Genomic DNA, 19,446 nt, shown 5'->3' on the forward strand with positions numbered 1-19,446 from the left:
CGTCACTGGTCGTCGTCGTCGTCCGAGTCGGACGACGTGGTTACCCACGGGTGATCGCTCTCGCGCCAACGATTGTACTCGAAGTTCACGGAACCGAACGCCGAGAACAGCACCGGCACGGCGAGCAACGCCAACGCGGCGAGGAATGGCCAAATACGCGGCACGTCGCGTTTCACGGCCAGCGTGTACGAAAACGGCCCCGCGCCGGCGTCGCGGTCCAGCGCGACGCGAAGGTAGTAGCGCCCGGGCGGCACCGACGGCAGGACCACCTTGTCCTCCGCGGATCCTTCGTGCCATGCCTCGCCGTCGTCGACGCCGAAGTAGTACGACACTTCTCGCCCGAAGTCGAAGCCCGGACCGCCGTTCTCGTCCAGCAACGCGAGGTTGTAGTACGCCCACGCATTCGAGAGGCTCGTGCGAATGTCCAACTCGACGTTCGACGTGTGGCCGCCAAGCGTGAACACGGGCGTCACGTACGCCGCGGTGTCCCCGCTTCCACCGTACTCATACGACTGCGTGAACACCGACTCGTTGCGCGCGGTCATGAAGCGGGCAACCGCGAGCACGAGCAACACCGCGGCCAGCAAGAAGAACGTTCCTTTGAGCGCGCCCGCGGCGCCCGACCGTGGATTGGGCTGATTGGCGAAGACGCCGCGCGGCGTCGGAAGAGGTGGAAGCTTGAACGCCTGCGCGATTTTCTCCGGCGGCGTGTACGTCCCGAGCGACCACGTGACTTCGTCGGACGTTCGCTCGGACGAGAGCATGTAGGGCGGCGCGACGAAGTCCGCGTCCTCGACTTTGTCTCCCGTGCGTGCTTCCCACGGGAACTCGCCGAGCACGAAGAGGGTCTCGGCGTTCGCGGACTGGAAATGCTTGAAGACCGTTCCGTCGTATTCGGCCTGTCGTCGGCCGTCGATCAGCGTCTCTTTCGGCGCCCCCTTGAGCACGACGACGTCGTTCCAGTGCCCGTCGTATTCCGTGAGATAGCGAAAGCCGTGCTCGGCGTTCCAGAGCAAGTACTCGCGCCAGGAGTAGGTGACTCCTTCGACGACGACGCCGCGCAGCTGAAACCCGATCGCCTGCCAGCGCTCGTTTCCGAGTACGCCGGATGTGCCGAGCGGGATGGCCGGCGTCGCGCGATTCAGCCGGTCCTGCGCTTTTTCCAATACCGCGAGATTAGGATCGCGCGCGTCGAGGATCGCCGTACACGACGGGCACGCAACCGTCTGCGCGAGGTGGCCGCTCCTGATCTCGATCGCCGCGCCGCATTGCGGACAGTTGAGCCCTTTGACGCCCGCAATCTGCGGACCCTCGTCGGCTGCCGGGTCGCGAAGGTTCTTGAGCCGCAGGCTCTCGAACGTGACGTATTCGCCTGTGTAGAGGACCGGCGCGGCGTCGCTGTAGTCGATCGTCGCGAACCGATCGCCGGATCCTTTGAGATCCACGAACTCGACCTGCAGTTTGTCCCAGTACTCGAACGGAAGCTCGCCTTCGACGCCGGAGTAGAGGGCGTGCGTGATCACCGCGACGCTGTACGAGCCGCCGGGAAGCGTAAGCTGCTGGCCCGGCTTGCACGTTCCGGCCGCCGGCAGCGTTCCGGGATTTTCGACTTGCGTCGTGATCGCGTATTCCGTCTGCGCGTCGCTGAGCCAGGCGCTCGTCGCGTCGCCGAAGCGGATGTGCCACTCGCTCCAATGCCCGCGCTCGTACTCGTAGACGATGCGTCCGACGGCGACGAACGGCTTGCCCTTGTACGACCCCTCGGTGCCGAGCTGGATGCGCGACATGGAGAGTGGCACGTCGCCGACGGCGCCGACTCGCTCGAGGTCCACGTCGTGGCGGACCAGGACCGAGTGGCACGCGGGGCACGTCGTCTGTACGGCGCCGGACCAGCGAAACGTGATCTCGGCGCCGCAGTTCGGGCAGACGGCAGTTCGACCGGTCACGGGAGGGGGACGGGGTCAGTCAGCTCGGCGTAGGTGCGTTGGATCTTCGTGATGTCCACGTCGCTCGCGACCACGTGCCGTCGAAGCCGAGCCTCGACGTCCCATTCGCCGCGTGGGCGGCAGCAGAACACGTTCAGGCAGAGCGACGCGTGCTCGGGAAACGTGTGGATCGCGAGGTGCGACTCGGAGAGAAGGCACAGCCCCGTGACGCCCCCCGCGCCCGGGAATGTGTGCCAGAGCGGCTCGCCGACGACGTTGAGCGACAAGTCGTCGACGATGCCGTCGACCAACTCCTTCAACGAAGCCAGGTCGGTCAGCTTCGATGGATCACAGCCACGCGCGTCGATGACCCACTCGACGCCGCTCACGCCTGTTTTGCGCCGCACTCGGAGCAGAACTTCGAGCTCCGCGCGATCGGCTTGCCGCACTCGCCACAGAATTTTGTCTCGGCGGATGGCGTTGCGCCGCCGTTCGGCGCGCTCGGCGCGCTGGCGCCCCCCCCGGAGATCGCGTCGGCCATCGCCTTCCCCATCGCCAACCCGGCCCCCAACCCGACGCCGACACCGGCGCCGCCGCCAGGATTGGCCGCGGCGATCGGCATCGACTGGGCGGCCTGGAACTGCGAGTACTGGCGCATGTCGCCGACCATGTTCATGCCGATGCGCTGGTCGAGCATCTTCTGCAGTTCGTCCGGCAGCGACAGACTCTCGACCTGGAAGGTGTCGAGCGCAAGGCCGAAGTCCGCGAAGAGTGGCCCGACCTGCGCGCGCATCGCCGTCGACAGCTCGTCGATGTTCGCCGCCATGTCGAGGAACGCGACGCCGCTCTGGCCGAACGCGTCGGACACCTTGCCGACGATCACGTTGCGGAGGTGCGGCTCGAGCTCGTCGGTCGTGTACTGTCCCTGCGTCGCCGCGACCTTCTGATGAAAAACGGCGGGATCGGTCAGGTGGTAGGAATAGATGCCGTTGGCGCGGAGCCGGACCGCGCCGAATTCCTTGTCGCGGATCGTGACGGGCATCGGCGTGCCCCACCGCTGGCCGGTCTGCTGCCGCGTCGAGTAGAAGTAGACGTCGGACTTGAACGGAGACTTGAAGAGCTTGTCCCAGTTTCGCAGGTTGGTCAGGAGCGGCAGCGTCTTCGTGTTGAGCGTGTAGAGGCCGGGCGAGAAGATGTCGGCGAACACGCCCTCGTTCACGAACACCGCCGCCTGCGACTCGCGCACGGTGAGCTGTGCGCCGTTCTGAATCTCCATGTCCTGCATCGGGAAGCGATACTGCAGAATGCCGGCGCCCTCTTCAGTCCACGCGATGACGTCGATGAACTGTTTCTTGAGGAAACTTCCGAGCGACATGGGCAGCTCCGAGTGTCCGCGCTGATGGATTGGATATAGTCGGTGGCCCGGGCGCGCGAAAGCCAGCGCGCACCGCCGTCGACAAAACCAGGTGGCGCTCGCGCGGCTACGGCAGAACGCCGATGCGCTTCGCCTGGTATCGGGAATCCCTACGTAGGCTATCGAGGATGGGATTCAGGATGGGTGTGAGGAGACGGCGTGCGGAGACCTGAAGCGTGTGAGGAGACGGCGTGCGGAGACCTGGAACGCGTAAGGAGGCGGAGTGCGGAGAACGGCCCAGCCTCCGCACACAATCCTCTCTCTCGTTCCAGGTCTCCGTACACCGCCGCCGCACTCGTTCCACGTCTCCGCACACCTTCCCCCGCACCCACCCCGTCTAAGGCCGTTCGCGCAACTCGAAGCGGAACTCCTGTTGCACGAGCTGGGGCACGACGGTGCCGGCGAGTCGGGCCGGGAAGAATCGGGCTCTCCGCAACGACACGCGGATCGCATCCATGAACAACTCGTGGATGTGGCTCGAGAACTTGATGCTCGGCTCGTCGACTCGGCCCGTCGTGTCGACGACGAACTGCACGTTGACGTCGCCCTCGACGCCCGCCGCGCGAAGGGACTCAGGGTATCTCGGCTTCGGGTTGCCGGGACGTGGAGCCACCTGCTCGTCGACGAGGTCCGGCGTGTAGATCCCGTTCTTGACCTGCGCGACCATCGTCGGGACGGCGTCGCTCAGTCGCGACGGCCCCTTGCTGAACTCGGAATCGGCTACGGCGGTCCATCGGGAATTGTCGGTGTCGGGCTTGTTGACGACGTCGGCGGCGTCGATCGCGGGACGGATTTCGGCGAGGCGATCCGTGATGGCGCCCAGCGACTCCTTGAAAGAGACGAGCCGCGACGGCGTGCCGTGGCGCTCGCTCACCGAACTCCTTCGCGCGGGCGTCGTCCGTCGTTCGGATGTGTTCGCGGGTTTTGCCGGCGTCGCCACATCCGCCGGGGTCAATGTGAGGTACTGCAAGTGGACCACGGGCGTACTCTCTCGGGGCGACTGCCATCCATGCGAGTTCGGACTCGCCCCGCGGGCAGTCAGGATCACGGCGGCGATCACAGCGCCGTGAGCGAGGGCGCTGCCGACCAGGTGCTCCGATCGGATGGTGCGTGCCGGGCGCGAGCCTGAGAGTTCTCGAAGCATACCGCCAGTCCTTCCGGATGTTCTCGGAGGTTGATTGGCATGCCGCACGCCGCGACGCCGGCGCGCTCGCGGTTGTTCCTCGTGGGTCCGATTGCGGCGGCGGTCTCACCCGACGCGAATCAGACGACGGCGCGACGTTTAGCGAACCTACCTAGGGAATCCGATATAGGACTATGGTCGACCCACCGTCGGTCTTTCGCCGCAGCACGGCGAGCCGCCCGGGCACGCTGTGCGCCTCCATCGCGAACCCGGAATCTGCCGGAAGACGAATGCGCGTCACGCGGCCGCTCGCTGCGTCGAGGATGATCGCGGCGTCTTTTTGAATGGCGGTCACGCGCGGGCCCGGACCGGGCGACGCTCGCATGACGTCGTCGAGCGACAACCGGCCGACCATCCGCGGCGCACCGGTGTCGGCGAGCGTCCACACCTCGCTCTGGCCCTGTTGCCGTACCACGCAAGCGGCGGATCCGTCGTCCGCATCGCCGCAGAGCGGGAATCCCGTCATCTCGCCGATCTGTTTCCGGCCGGCGTCGGTGATCTCCCACAGCGTCGCGCGCGGCGTCATCATCGCGAGCAGCGAAAACGGGTTGGCGCCGAGGTTGCCAACGTCATAAGACGGTACGACGAGCCGGGAGCCGACTCTGAAGATCGCGGTCGCTCCCATTGGCGTCGCCATCGACTTGAGGCGGCGTACGATGGCTTTGGCGGAATCGATCCTGCCCGAGACGACGACCAGCGAGTCGTTCTCGTCGTCTTGGCCGACGATCGACCACGCGCCGTCGTGCGGCGACACGCGCAACCGTGGTCCCAAGATCGGCGGCAGGGCCACGGACCACACCGCGTTGGCCGAATCCGCGCGCTCGAGTTGCAGCGACAACGAATCACCGGTACTTCGCAACACCAACACGCGATCGTCATCCGCGAACGCGGCCTGAACGCCGAGCACTTCGCGGGTCGAGCCGTCGATCGACCGAAGCATGTAGCGATTCGCGTTTGGCCTACCGTTATCGTAGCGACGAATGAGGAGCCGCTGACCGGTGGGCGAGAGATCGACCGAGAAGACGTTCGCCGAAACCGCGATGCGCGCGATCTCGCTCGCATCTGCGGTGGTGCGAGAGAGCGGAGGTGAAGAGCTCGACGCGGTCGACGACACCAGCGTCGGGATGAACAAGACGATGCCCGCCAACATCGAAGCTCCCGCCGACGCGACTGCGACACGACCTCCCCAGACGAAGAGCGCCGATCCGAGTCCGAGAAGCGTCACGCCGAATGCCGGCGCCATGGGCAAGCGCGCGACTTGCGAGAGCGACAAGTCTCCCGCGGCTCCGCCCAGCACGAGGCCAAGCACCACGGCCGCGACGGCGAGGACGAGGAGCACGGGGCGCGCGGCTGTCCGGTGCTCGCGGCGTTTTGCCGCGGCGGTGCGATCCCGTCGCGCCTCGAGCCAGGCCAGCGCGAGTCCGATCGCGCCGAGCGCGCCGATGACCGCGATGCGCAACGCGCTTGCCGCATCCAACGGCAGACTTCGAGCGATGCCGACGGCCGCGGTGCCGAGTGCCATCGTCCCCATCGCCGCGAGCGCCGCCAAGCTCGGACGAAACGCCGCCAGCGACGCCGGAATGATCAGGACGCCGATCTGGGTCGTCCAGAACATCGCGAGGAGCATCGCGGCCGCGAGAATGCGCGTCGTTGGGAAGGCCCGCTTTCCCAACTCGCGATGCAACCGGACGTCGACACGGTCCAGCGCCCGCTGAACGTCCGCGACGTGCGCCGAATCGAGCGGAACGCTCCACCGATCGCCGTTGCGGTGCGCCGCCAGCAACGCGCGCTCCGTGCCGGCGGCGCTCACGCGGAGCTCGACCAGCTCCGCCCAAGCGACCGACCGCATGCTGGTGGCGTTCGCGCGCAACTCTGAGAGCTCGCGAGGTGTGTCGGGAGAGACGCCGTCGAACCAGTAGGCTCGGGCATCGTCGAAGGCCAACAGCGTGCCTTCGCGCGCCGTCGGCAGGATCATCGGCGCGTTGACCCTCGCGGCGGCCGCCGTCTCGCCGCGCAACGCTTGTATGCGGCGCGCGAGACTCGGGTGGCTCGCACGACTCTCGAAGTTCACCGACCATCGGCGCGGAATCAGTCCGTGGACGTGGACCTTCGTAAGCGCGCGAGCGACCAGCTCCGCATCACCGCTTAGAGCTGCCGCGCGCAAGTCGCTTTCCGTTTCCCGCTGTTTGTGTCCTCGGCCGCGCAGCGCGAGAAACATCAAGACCACCACGGGCCAGACGATTCGGACGAGCCACTCGCTGCCCGGCGCGAAGCGGGCGACGACGAGCGGCAGCGCCACCGCGAGCACGATGAGCACGCGAGTCATCGCGTGCCGTCGTCGCAGCATCCGCGGCCCGTGCTGCTCCAAGTGCGACAATTCGTGCGCGTAGACCGCCGCGACTTCGTCGGGCTCGAGCAGGTCCACGAGCGCGTTGCCGAACACGATCGACGGTTGTCGAACCGCCGGCAGCGCCACCGCGTTGACCCAGCGCGAACGCGCCGAACCGATGACGTACAGCGCCGGCGGCGGCCGCATCCCGGCACGCTCGGCGATCGCCGCCACGCGCGAATCAACTTCGGCGTTCGTGAGCGGGCGCGCGTCGTGCAACCGGAGCCAGATGCGCGCGAACCAGCGGTCCCACGCCCACAGCAGCGGCGCGAACGCGAGCGACGTGAGGCGATACCGCGCCGGAATCGCCAGCACGATCATCGGCATCCATGCGAGGAGGATCCAGAGCCCCATCGCGCCGACGACGTTCTTCGCGTACCGCCAGACGTGGGGTGCGATACCGTCCGTGTCGATGGCCAGCGCGCGACGGAGCGGATACCCGCCGACGGGCAATGAGAGGAGCATCAGCGGGATGCTCCAGAACGCGTCGTCGCTGCCAAGCACCAGGATCAAGGCGAGCGCGGTCGCCGTGATCCCGCTGAGGCGCTGGCGCCGCGCGAGGAGGAGCTCGGCGAGCGCCGGATCGTCGAGCGAACGCGCGAGACGGCGACCCGTCCACCAGGCGACGAACCCTGGGAGGACCGCCGCGAACGCGACGAGTACTCGATAAGCCATCATGCGTCAGCCGGGAGCCGGGTGGGAGAGTGCGCCCTTTATGGATTGTAGAAGCGCGGCCCGGGTAACGCGAAGGTAGGGGCCGCCGCACGGTCTAGCATGGCAGCGAACCACGTCGTGAAGCCAGATTGCCTGCACGGTCGCCGGACAATCGTGGATCCAGTCGGTGTTCGTAGACATGTCCGTGAAGGCATACGAATGAAGACCGCCCGGCGCGACTCGCGTCGCGCCGGGCGGCGGATGACAGACTTGTGATTCGCGATCGCCGGATCTACGCGCCCGCCGCGTTCACCATGTCGAAGATCGGCAGGTACATCGCGACGACCATGCCGCCGACCACCACGCCGAGGAACACGATCATCACCGGTTCCATGAGGGCGAGGAGGCCTGACACGGCCGCGTCGACCTCTTCGTCGTAGAAGTCAGCGATCTTCGTGAGCATTTCGTCCAGACCGCCCGTCTGCTCGCCGACGGCGATCATCGAGATCACCATGGGCGGGAAGACCGCGGACTTCTTGAGCGGCGCGGCGATCGTGTCGCCGCCGGCGATCGACGACCGCGATTCCATGATCGCGTCCTGGATGACGCGGTTGCCCGACGTCTTGGCCGTGATCTCGAGGCCGTCGAGGATCGACACGCCCGACGAGATCAGCGTGCCGAGCGTACGCGTGAAGCGCGAGACGGCCGACTTGCGGAGCACGTCGCCGAGCACCGGCATCTTCAGCAGCAGCTTGTCGATGTTGAGCTTTCCTCCCGGTGTCCGGTAGTAGCTCCGGATCGAGAAGTAGATCCCCATCGCGGCGGCGACGACGATGTACCAGTAGCTCTTGAGCCCGCGCGAGATCGCGATGACGATTCGCGTCGGCAGCGGCAGCGCGATGTTCGCGCTGGCGAACATGGTCTCGAACGTCGGAATGACGAAGATGAGCAGCACCGTGATGGCGATCGCCGCCACCGTGATGATGACGCCCGGGTAGATCATGGCGCCCTTCACCTTGCGGATGAGGGCGTCGTTCTTTTCCATGAACACCGCGAGGCGCATGAGGATCGTGTCGAGAATACCGCCCGCCTCACCGGCCGCCACCATGTTCACGTACAATTCGCTGAACCCCCGCGGATGCTTGCGCATCGCGTCGGCCAGCGTGTTGCCCGACTCGACGTCGAACACGACCTGCCGCGTCACGTCTTTGAGCGCGGGGTTCTCGCTCTGCTGCGCCAGAATGTCGAGCGCCTGCACGAGCGGGAGACCCGCGTTGATCATCGTCGAAAACTGACGCGTGAAGATCACGACGTCGCGCATCTTGATCGAGCCGCCGCGTTTCTTCCGATTCGCGGTGCCTTCGTCGATCTTGACGACGTTCAGCTTGAGCTGTCTGAGCTGTTTGATGACGTCGTCGCGCGACGGCGCGTCGATCGTCGCCGATTTGAGCTCGCCGTTGACGGCGCGCGCGGTGTACGTGTATTGAGGCATGAATCCCTCGAGATGGCTGCTGAGGTGCTTCCTCTTAAAGACGACCGGGGCGGCCGGAAGATTACGGGCCGCCCGTCGTGAGCCGCGTCACCAAATTCCCGCTTTCGCTACCGCCGTCCCGCGCCCGCGGCGGCCGTCGCCTGAGGCTTGCCCGGCGTGCTCTCGCTGCCGTCGGGCGAAATGCCGATCATGCGCTGAATTTCGGACTGGTCGTGGCTGGCGCGCAACACTTCGTCGAGCGACACCGTCTTGCTCATATACAGGTTGTACAGCGAGTCGTTCATCGTCTGCATGCCGTACTTCTTGCCGGACTGCATCATCGAGTAGATCTGGTGGATCTTGTCGTCGCGGATGAGGGCGCGAATCGCCGGCGTGACGACGAGAATCTCCGCCGCCATCGCGCGCCCCTTGCCGCTCAGCTTCGGCAGCAGCGTTTGCGTGATGATCCCCTCGAGCGAGAACGCGAGCTGCGCGCGCACCTGCGACTGCTGGTGGCTCGGGAACACGTCGATGATGCGGTTCACCGCTTCGGCCGCGCTGTTCGTGTGCAGCGTCGCGAACGCGAGGTGTCCCGTCTCGGCGATCGTCAGACCGGCCTGAATCGTCTCGAGGTCGCGCATTTCGCCGATGAGCACGACGTCCGGATCCTGACGCAGCGCGTACTTGAGCGCGGCCTGGAAGCTCTTCGTGTCCGAGCCGACCTCGCGCTGGTTGACGATGCACGCCTGGTGCTTGTGAATGAACTCGATCGGATCCTCGATCGTGATCATGTGTCCTTTCATGGACTTGTTGATCCGGTCGAGCATCGCGGCGAGCGTCGTCGACTTCCCGGAGCCCGTCGGGCCCGTGACGAGAATCAGGCCGCGCGGACGATCCGACAGGTCGGCGATGACCTTGGGGAGGCCGAGGTCCTCGAAACTTCGGATGTTGAACGGGATCTGCCGGATGACCATCGAAACGCACCCGCGCTGCTTGAAACAGTTGCCGCGGAAGCGCGCCAGGTTCTGGATGCCGAACGAGAAGTCGAGCTCGTCCTCCATCTCGAACCGCTTTTTCTGATTTTCGGTGAGCACCGAATACGCGAGTTGCAGCGTTTCCTTCGGCTGCAGCACGGTTTCGATGTTCGAGTTGGTGATGTCGCCGTCGATGCGGAACTTGGGCCGCTCGCCCGCCGTGATGTGCAAGTCCGACGCGTTGCGATCGATCATCTCCTCGAGCAGCAGGCGAAGATTTACGCCCGAAGGGTTGCTGGAGGACGACGGGGTCGAGGGAGATGGAGTCATCGAAGGCGTAGAGGGCTGTAATCGCTTGGGGCGATGTGTGATGGACGCACGGGCCGCGAGATGGAACGATTCGTTCCACAGACACGGCGCCCATCCTAGAGGGACGACGAACGGATCGGTTGGGTCATGCGCGGAACCCCCGCACCCGGCGCCGCCATCGACGCCGGGCACGTCGGCGCCTCGTCGGCGCCCGGAGCCCTCGACGACAAGTTTCGGCCTCGGCGCGCCGGAAGTGTAGGCGAAATCCCGCGATACCGGCCATTTCCACGCCGCTTCGAGAGGCGCGTGAGATTTCTCTCATCCGCTGAACGGCGCGCGGGAACGTTCAGGGTCCGGTGATCCGAGGAGAGATTTCGAGAGGCGCCGCGAGCCTAGCCGTGAGCACGAGCTTGGAGCAGGAGCTCCGAGCCGAACGACGCGGTTCGGCGGCGCGTCTCCGACGTTTCGGCTCCCAGCGCCTGCTGTCGGCTGATGCTCGAGGCTAGGCTCGCTTCCTCTGGCGCGATAGCGACTTGCCGATAGAAATCAGACCGAGGCAGTGCCGCGCCGCCCTTTGATCACGCCGATGTCTCGCGGATCATCTGCTCGGTGGTCGTGATTCCCTTCATGACCTTGAGCCAGGCGTCCATGCGCAGCGTGAGCATCCCCTCTTCGATGGCCGCCTCGCGAATCTCGGCCGCGCCGACGTTCTGCATGACGAGCTTGCGCAGATGTTGGGTCATCGTCATGACCTCGTAGACGCCCTGACGCCCTTTGAGGCCCGTTCCACCGCACGTGTCGCAGCCCGCGCCCTTGAAAAAGCCGAGCTGACCGAACCGCGTGTCGAGGCTCAGGGTCGCGAGGAACGGCGCCGCTTCCTTGGTCGCCTTCAGCTTCGCGTTGGCGAGCGCCTCTTCGGTGAACCGCAGGTCGCGCATCGTGGTCGTCGGCTTGACCTTGAGCGCCGCCCATTCCTCGGGCGCGGGCTGATACTGCACCCGGCAGCCGGAGCAGATGCGCCGCACGAGCCGCTGCGCGAGCACGAGGTTCACCGCCGACGCCACGTTGAACGGCTCGAGTCCCATGTCCAACAGACGCGTCACCGTTTCGGGCGCCGAGTTCGTGTGCAGCGTCGACAACACCATGTGGCCGGTGAGCGCGGCCTTGATGGCGATGCCGCCCGTTTCGAGATCTCGAATCTCGCCGACCATGATGATGTTCGGGTCCTGCCGCAGGAACGCTTTGAGCGCCGCGGCGAAGGTCATCCCGATGTCGGTCCGCACGAGCACCTGGTTGATGCCGAACAGGTTGTACTCGACGGGGTCCTCGGCGGTCATGATGTTGACGTCCATCTGATTGACCTTGGAGAGCGCCGAGTAGAGCGTCGTCGTCTTGCCCGAACCCGTGGGGCCGGTGACGAGCACCATGCCGTACGGATTCGAGATCGCCTCCATGAGGTCCGCTTCGGCGCGCGGCTCGATGCCGAACGTCGAAAGGTCGAAGGCGAGGTTGCCCTTGTCGAGAATTCGCAGCACGACCTTTTCGCCGAAGAGCGTCGGCAGCGTCGACACGCGGTAGTCGATGACGCGATTGCCGATCTTGAGCTTGATGCGGCCGTCCTGAGGCACGCGCCGCTCGGCGATGTTCAGCATCGCCATGATCTTGAACCGCGAGATGAGCGCCGCCTTGAGCTTCATCGGCGGCTTCATGACTTCCTGGAGCGCGCCGTCGATGCGGTAGCGGACGCGGATCTCGTGCTCGAAGCACTCGAAATGGATGTCGGACGCGCCGCGCTTCACGGCGTCGGTGAGGATCGCGTTGATCAGTTTGACGACCGGCGCGTCCTCCATCTGGGCCTGGAGCGCCGCCTGCGAGACATCCTCGTCCTCGTCCTCGAGCACCTCGACGTCGCTGATCCCTTCGAGCTCGGTGATCGTGTCCATCAACGACGCCATCTGCTGGTCGTCGGTCGACCCGAACACCTTCTCGACCATCGTCGCCAGCGTGTATTCGCCGGCCACGACCGGGATGATGTCGCAGCGCGTGATGAACTTGATGTCCTCGAGCACGCCGAGGTTCGACGGATCGGCGATCGCCAAGGTCAACGAACGACCCTCGCGCTTGAGCGGCATCACGAGGTTCTTCTGCGCCAACTCGGCGGGGATCATCTTCGCGATTTTCGGGTCCACCTCGAATCGCGACAGGTCGACGGCCGGCATGCGATGCTGCTTGGCGAGCGCCTTCGTGAGGTCGATCTCGGGCAGCATGCCCATCTTCACGAGGGTGTAGCCGAGCCGTTGCCCGTTCTGCTTCTGCTCCGCCAAGGCCTTGGACAATTGCTCGCGCGTGAGCAAACCATCGCGCACGAGCATTTCCCCGAGCCGGTCTTGTGTGAGTTGCGGTGCGGCCATTCGTCGATGGAAGGTGGAAATCGCGTTTCAAAGTTTCGGCATGCCTGGCCGAAATCATTAAGGCGCGCTAACCGTCAGCGCGCCTTGTGGATCCCCTTTCCGAATGGACGATTCGGCCGCCTTCGCGGCACGCTCGTTACGTGGCGCTGACCGCCTCCCACAGCCCCTGGAGGTACATCGCCCCCAGCGCGCGGTCGTACAGGCCGTAACCCGGCCGGCCGCTTTCGCCCCAGATCATGCGGCCGTGGTCGGGGCGCATCGGGCCCGCATAGCCGACGTCGTGCAGCGCGCGCACGACCTCGAGCATGTCGACGCTGCCGTACGCCGACGGATGCGGGCTTTCATGAAACCGGTGGTCGCCGGTGCGCTTGACGTTGCGGCAGTGCATGAAATGGAGCCGCGACATTCGGCCCACCCGGCGGATGATGGCAGGCAGGTCGTTCGTGGGGTCCGCGCCGAGCGAGCCGGTGCAGACCGTCACGCCGTTTGCCGGACTGTCGACGAGACCGACGAGACGCTCGAGCGCGGGGCCGCTCGTCACGATGCGCGGGAGACCGAAGATGCTCCACGGCGGATCGTCCGGATGGATCGCGAGGCGAACACCGGCGCTTTCCGCGGCGGGAACGACGCGCTCGAGGAAGAAGGCGAGGTTCTCCCATAGATGCTCGGGAGTCAGCCGCCGATAGGCATCGATGAGGGCCTCGAGGTCCGAGGCGTCGTACGCGGCGGCCCAACCGGGCAAGTCGCGAGTGCCGCGGGAGAGGTCGAATCGCGCCAGCTCGACGTCGTCGAAGGCAAGGGCCGTCGAGCCGTCGGAGAGGCGCAGCGCGAGGTTGCTGCGCATCCAATCGAAGACGGGCATGAAGTTGTAGCAGACGATGCCGACACCGATGGCGCCGACCCGCGCGACACTCTCGCACCAGGCATCGACGAGGCGATCGCGCGACGCGCGTCCGAGCTTGATGTCTTCGTGGACCGGGATGCTCTCGATGACGGCGAGCGGAACGCCGGCCGCGTCAGTCTGCTCGGCGAGCCGCTCGAGCGACGCCTGAGGCCAAGCATCTCCGACGGGCGTGTCGTAGATGGCGCTCACGACGCCCGTAACACCCGGGATCTGACGGATGTAAGCCAGCGGTATCGGGTCGGTCTGCCCGAACCAGCGAAAGGTGATCTTCACGGGCGGCGTTGCCTCTGGCGCGATTGGCCGAGGATGCACAGGTTAGGGGGTCGCGAATGTTCGTTGTACGAACAAAATCGCGGGCGGGGCCGGCGGGCGCTGCGAATGTGACGAATCGTAGCGCTGGCCACGTTGTTAGGTGAGTGTTTTTTCCCGCCGTTTTCCGAGTGCAGGACGTTCGGTCGTCAGTGCGATCGCGAGCTTCGGCTCGCGTTTCTTGGACTCTTTTGTTCGTATAAAGAACAAAAGGCAATTTCGACCCATTCCGAAGGAGAACGCCGCATGCTCTCGTCGAGACTCCTCTCCCGTCTCGCACTCGTCCTCCCCGCCCTCCTTGCGGCCACGGCCCCCGCGACCGCGTCGGCCCAGGGAACGACAGGCCGAATCGCCGGCCTGATCACCGACCGAACCGCCGGGGCGCCGGTGTCCAACGTCTCGGTGACGATCAATGGAACGCAGCTCGGCGGCCGAAGCGGCACCGACGGGCGATATACCATAAACGAGGTGCCCGCCGGAACCCAACGCGTCAAGGCCTCGCGCATCGGGTACGCCCCGGTCGAGCAGCAGGTGACCGTGGCCGCCGGCCAGACCGTCACGCTCAACATCGCGCTCTCCGCGGCCTCCGTCACGCTCGACCAAATGGTCGTCGTCGGCTACGGTGCGCAGCGACGCTCGGACCTGACCGGGTCGGTCGCCACGGTGACGCCGAACGTCGACCAGACGCCGACGCTCTCGCTCGAGCAGGCGCTCCAGGGCGCGGCGGCCGGCGTCTCGGTGACGCAAGCGTCGGCCGCGCCGGGCGGCGCGCTCTCGATCCGAATTCGCGGGGGCTCGTCCGTCACCGGCAACAACGAACCGCTCTACGTCATCGACGGCTTCCCGATCGAGAACAACCCGGATTTGCAGAACCCGAGCGACGGCGGCCGTGACGCGACGACGACGGTGCCTTCGAATCCGCTCGCGGCGCTCAACCCGGCCGACATCGAGTCGATCGAGATCCTGAAGGACGCATCGGCGACGTCGATCTACGGTGCGCGCGGCGCGAACGGCGTCATCATCATCACCACGAAGCACGGCCAGACGGCCCGCCCCGTGTTCACGCTCGACACGTACAGCGGTAGCCAAAGCGTGGCGCACCGCTACCATCTGCTCGACGCCGCCGGCTTCGCGAAATTCGTCAACGACTGGTCCGTGAACAACGGCACCGGCGTCGTCTTCGCGAATCCCGACACACTCCCGAACACCGACTGGCAGTCGCTCATCTTCCGCAGCGCGCCGACGTCCAACTTGCAGCTGGGCGTGACCGGCGGCGGCGCGGGCGCCAACGCGACGCACTACGCGCTTTCCGGCGGCGTCTTCCAGCAGCAAGGCGTCGTCATCAACTCGGCGTTCAAGCGCATCTCGCTCCGCGGCAACCTCGATCAGAACATCGGGAGCCGCGCGCGCGTCGCGAGCACGGTCACCGTGAGCCGAGTGAACACGAACTCGGTGCCGACCGACGGCTCGCTCAACGCGGGCGCCGGGGCCGTCGGCGCGGCGATCGACTACTACCCCGTCCTGCCGCTTCGCCAGCCGAACGGCCAGTACACGCTGATGGGCCAGAACAGCCCGTCGTCCGTGCTCCAGCCGACGAACATCCCGAACCCGGTGTCGATGGCCGCCGACGTGACGGACAAGCTCGGCGACACGCGCGTGCTCGCGAACGCGTTCGGCGAATACGAGGTGATGAGCGGACTGAAATTCCGGACGAGCATCGGCGGCGATCTCTCCAACCGGTCGCGCGATACCTACTTCCCGCGCACGACGCTCATGGGGTCGCAGCAGAACGGCTACGCGAAGCGGGGCCGGACCGAAAACACGAACTTTCTCAACGAGAACACGCTGTCGTTGGATCACACGTTCAGCGCGTCGCAGCAGATCAACGCGGTGGCGGGCTACTCGCGCCAGCAGAACGACCTCGTCTTCAACACGGTTCAGAACAGCAACTTCGTCAGCGATATCGACGTCTTCGAGAACATCGGCGCGGGCACGCAGGCCGGCGGCCCTGTCGTGTCGTCGGGGCACACGCGCTGGACGCTCGCGTCGTACATCGGACGGGTGAACTACACGCTGGCCAATCGCTATCTGTTCACCGTCACGGGGCGCGAGGACGGCTCGTCGCGCTTCGGCGCGGACCACCAGTGGGGATTCTTCCCGTCGGCCGCGTTTGGATGGCGCGTCACCGACGAGCCGTTCATGCAGAAGTTTCCGGGGATCGAGCTGCTCAAATTCCGCGCGTCGACGGGGCTCGCGGGCAACCCGTCGATCCAGCCGTACCAGTCGATGGCGCACCTGTTGTCGCAGCAATACACGTTCGGCGGCGCGGTCGTCCCGGGCTACTACCCGGCGTCGGTCGGCAATCCGAATCTCGGATGGGAGACGACGAGGCAGAACGACGTCGGCGTGGACCTTGGCCTTTACGGCGGCAGGGTGAGCTTCACGGGCGACATTTATAGAAAGACGACCAGCGACCTGCTCCTCGCGGTGAACCTGCCGTTCGAGAGCGGATTCGGCACTGCCCTTCAGAACGTCGGTTCGGTGAGCAACAACGGCTACGAGCTCGGGCTCACTCTCACGCTGCTCGACGGCCGCACGCACTCGCTCGGGTGGACGACGACGCTGAACTACTCGCACAACAAGAACCGCGTGCTCGACCTCGGCGGCGTGCAGTCGATCTTCGCCGGCAGCGTCAACAGCGACCTCAAGCTCCTCGGATCACTGATTCAGGTCGGCCAGGCGCTCGGCGTGTTCTACGGTTACAAGACCAACGGAATCCTCCGAGACTCCGCCGCCGCCGCGGCGTACACGGCGAAGGTGAAGCCGCTGAGCGGCACGAGCTGGCATCCCGGTGACATCATGATCGTCGACCTGGCCGGGGCTCCGGTGAACGGAAAGGCGACCGGCCCCGACGGCGCGATCACGCCCGACGATCGCACGATCATCGGCGATCCCAATCCGAAGTTCAACGCCGGCTGGCAGAACCAGTTCACGCTCGGACGATTCCGTCTGAGCACGCTGATGGACGCGACGTACGGGAACAGGATCCTGAACCTCAACGACGTGCGTCTCATCCAGGGCAGCCCGGGCACGAACATCATCTCCGACCGCTACTTCGACGCGTGGACGGCGAGCAACAGCGGCGCCGACTTCCCGCGCATCAACTTCACGCCGGGCACCACCGGATCGGACATCACGAGCGACCTGCTCGAGGATGGTTCGTATCTGCGGCTCCGCAGCATCACGCTGGACGTGCAGGTGCCGGAACGGTTGTTGTCGCGCTACGGCCTCACGAACACGCGCGCCTACGTCACGGGGACGAACCTCCTCACCTTCACGCACTACAGCGGGTTCAACCCGGACGTGAGCAGCCTGGGAATCGGCAACGTGAACCGCGGCGTCGACGTGGGGCAGTATCCGCTCGCGAAGGGCGTCACGATCGGCGTCAACATCGCCTACTGAAGCGAGGACACAGACCAATGCGCAATCGAATGAAGACTGTCGGCGCGCTCGGCCTGCTGGCCGTGGCTCTTGCGTGCAACGACAAGCAGTTTCTGACCGAGCAGCCGTTCGACTTCATCGGCCCGACGAACTTCTACCGGAACGCCGGCGACGCGCTCGCCGCGATCAACGGCGTCTACGCCGATTTCATCAACAGTACCGGCGACAACTATTACGGCCGCAACTTCGTGATGCTCGTCGAGCATCCCACGGAGATGTGGACGTCGCGTTTGTCGGCGACGAACGAGCGCAGCCAGCCGGACGTGTACGCGATCCCGCTCAACCACGCGTACGTGCAGTCGGTGTGGCAGTCCGCGTACGACGCGATCAACCGCGCCAACTCGGTGCTCGACAACGTGCCGAAGATCGACATGGACACGGCGCTGCGGTCGCGCATCGTCGGCGAGGCGAAGTTCCTGCGCGCGACGCACTACTTCAACCTTGTGCGCATGTTCGGCGGCGTGCCGATCAAGATCCACGCGACGCAGGGTCTCGACAGCCTCGCCGTTCCCCGCAACACGGCGCAGGAGGTCTACGCGCTCGTCGAACAGGATCTCAAGGACGCGATCACGGCCCTGCCGTCGGCCAAGACGTACACGGCGGCGGATGTCGGACGCGCATCGAAAGGAGCCGCCAAGACGCTGCTCGCCAAGATGTACTTGCAGCGGGCCGGCACCGGCGTCGGCACGTCGGCCGATTGGCAAAACGCGCTCACCTACGCCAAGCAAGTGCAGTCGGACGGCGACTATTCCCTCGTAGCGGACTACAAGACGCTGTTCGACTTCTTCGGCGGCACGGTGAACGAGCGCAACACCGAAGTGATTTTCGACGTCGAGTGCATCCGGGCGCCGGGGCTCGGCGGCCGCATCTCGTCGCACATGGCGCCCACGAACACGGCGCCGTTCCTCGGCGCGTCGACGAACGGATCGTTCGAGGCGGAGAGCATCTGGTTCCACACCTTCCGCGCCGACGACAAGCGACGCGACGGCACGTTCATCTTCTCGTGGAACAAGGGCGGCACGATCGTCACGTGGGATGAGACGAAGCCGGCGTCGCAGCCGTACGCGAGCGAGACGCCGTTCCCGCGCAAGTTCCTCGACATCCAGATGACGGGCACGGGCCAGGAAGAGCCGAACTACATCGTCCTCCGCTACGCCGAGGTGCTGCTGATGATCGCCGAGGCGTCGAACGAAGTGAATGGCAGTCCGGGTGCCGAGGCGTACACGGCGATCAATCAGATTCGTACGCGCGCCGGCATCCCGGTGATGACGCCCGGTTTGAGCCACGACCTGTTCCGCGATTCAGTGTTCAACGAACGTCGTTGGGAACTGTCGCTCGAGGGACCGAACGGCTACTTCGACGATCAGCGCAACTGGGCGTGGTCGAAGGCGCGGATCGAGGCGAGCATGGCCCACGCGAAGTCGAGCACGAGCAAATTCCCGAAGGCGAACGGCGGGCCGATTCCGGACAAGTACCATTTGATGCCGATTCCGCAGCGGGCGATCGATCTCAACCCGGCGTTGGCGGGACACCAAAACCCCGGATGGTAACTGCGGATCGTTCAAGTAGCGTGCGCGGGCTCGCATCTCGAACGGGGAGCGAGCCTAGCCACGAGCACGAGCGTTGAGCAGGAGCTTTGAGCACGAGCCTTGAGCTGGAACGGCGAGCGTGTTTGGGCTCGCGGCTCCCGCTCAGTGCTCTTGCCCGTGGCGGCTCTCATGGTCCAGCGAGACCGCCGAGAGGCTTTCCGGGACGGCGTCCCATCGCGACCACCATATCTTCCCTTCTACGCAGCTCGGCGCCCCGCCGGCCCGCCCTGCACGTTATGCTGCGATCCCTTCGCAGCCTAATGCACCAGGATCCAAAACGCGCCGAAACTAAGTGCCTGATTCACGGCCACTTGCGCTTTCGCGCCAGCGGTCTCTTCGTTATTACACAACGTTTGCATTGCAGTCTTTAGCACATTTTCGCAGCCTAACGACGCTGTATAATTAGCGTTGAT

Annotated in this window: 11 protein-coding genes; 2 read left to right on the plus strand and 9 right to left on the minus strand. The window is 65.6% G+C overall.

Annotated features, from left to right (window positions below; all coding sequences use genetic code 11):
• Positions 1–2 precede the first annotated feature (2 nt).
• The 9 genes from VGQ44_19295 to VGQ44_19335 form a co-directional block, all read right to left on the minus strand.
• Entirely contained in the window at positions 3–1,946 is a 1,944-nt protein-coding gene (locus VGQ44_19295) for a DUF4178 domain-containing protein (protein HEV8448990.1), read from the minus strand.
• Positions 1,943–2,332, minus strand: coding sequence for an S-adenosylmethionine decarboxylase (locus VGQ44_19300; GenBank protein HEV8448991.1), 390 nt, complete (start codon positions 2,330–2,332; stop codon positions 1,943–1,945). The genes VGQ44_19295 and VGQ44_19300 overlap by 4 nt, the downstream gene beginning before the upstream one ends.
• Positions 2,311–3,300, minus strand: a complete 990-nt coding sequence (locus VGQ44_19305; GenBank protein HEV8448992.1) for an SPFH domain-containing protein — start codon at positions 3,298–3,300, stop codon at positions 2,311–2,313. The genes VGQ44_19300 and VGQ44_19305 overlap by 22 nt, the downstream gene beginning before the upstream one ends.
• Before the next feature lie 376 nt (positions 3,301–3,676).
• Positions 3,677–4,213 carry an energy transducer TonB gene (locus VGQ44_19310; protein ID HEV8448993.1) on the minus strand — a complete coding sequence of 179 codons (537 nt, stop codon included), beginning with the start codon at positions 4,211–4,213 and terminating at the stop codon, positions 3,677–3,679.
• Between the two features lie 421 nt (positions 4,214–4,634).
• Positions 4,635–7,589, minus strand: a complete 2,955-nt coding sequence (locus VGQ44_19315; protein HEV8448994.1) for a M48 family metalloprotease — start codon at positions 7,587–7,589, stop codon at positions 4,635–4,637.
• A 268-nt stretch (positions 7,590–7,857) separates the two neighbouring features.
• Positions 7,858–9,057, minus strand: a complete 1,200-nt coding sequence (locus tag VGQ44_19320) for a type II secretion system F family protein (protein HEV8448995.1) — start codon at positions 9,055–9,057, stop codon at positions 7,858–7,860.
• Between the two features lie 107 nt (positions 9,058–9,164).
• Positions 9,165–10,340, minus strand: a complete 1,176-nt coding sequence (locus VGQ44_19325; protein ID HEV8448996.1) for a type IV pilus twitching motility protein PilT — start codon at positions 10,338–10,340, stop codon at positions 9,165–9,167.
• Positions 10,341–10,897: 557 nt separating this feature from the next.
• The gene (locus tag VGQ44_19330) at positions 10,898–12,730 is read right to left on the minus strand and encodes an ATPase, T2SS/T4P/T4SS family (protein HEV8448997.1); all 1,833 of its coding nucleotides are present in this window, start codon (positions 12,728–12,730) and stop codon (positions 10,898–10,900) included.
• A gap of 136 nt (positions 12,731–12,866) precedes the next feature.
• Positions 12,867–13,907 (minus strand): mannonate dehydratase, encoded by a 1,041-nt coding sequence (locus VGQ44_19335; protein HEV8448998.1) that lies wholly within the window; start codon positions 13,905–13,907, stop codon positions 12,867–12,869.
• Between the two features lie 282 nt (positions 13,908–14,189).
• Between VGQ44_19335 and VGQ44_19340 the strand changes: the two genes are divergently transcribed.
• Together VGQ44_19340 and VGQ44_19345 are read left to right on the plus strand one after the other, a co-directional pair.
• Complete coding sequence (locus tag VGQ44_19340; protein HEV8448999.1) at positions 14,190–17,405, plus strand: TonB-dependent receptor; 3,216 nt, start codon at positions 14,190–14,192, stop codon at positions 17,403–17,405.
• Between the two features lie 17 nt (positions 17,406–17,422).
• Positions 17,423–18,994, plus strand: coding sequence for a RagB/SusD family nutrient uptake outer membrane protein (locus tag VGQ44_19345; GenBank protein ID HEV8449000.1), 1,572 nt, complete (start codon positions 17,423–17,425; stop codon positions 18,992–18,994).
• Positions 18,995–19,446: the final 452 nt, after the last annotated feature.

The sequence above is a fragment of the Gemmatimonadaceae bacterium genome, from assembly GCA_036003045.1.
Lineage (GTDB): Bacteria > Gemmatimonadota > Gemmatimonadetes > Gemmatimonadales > Gemmatimonadaceae > JAQBQB01.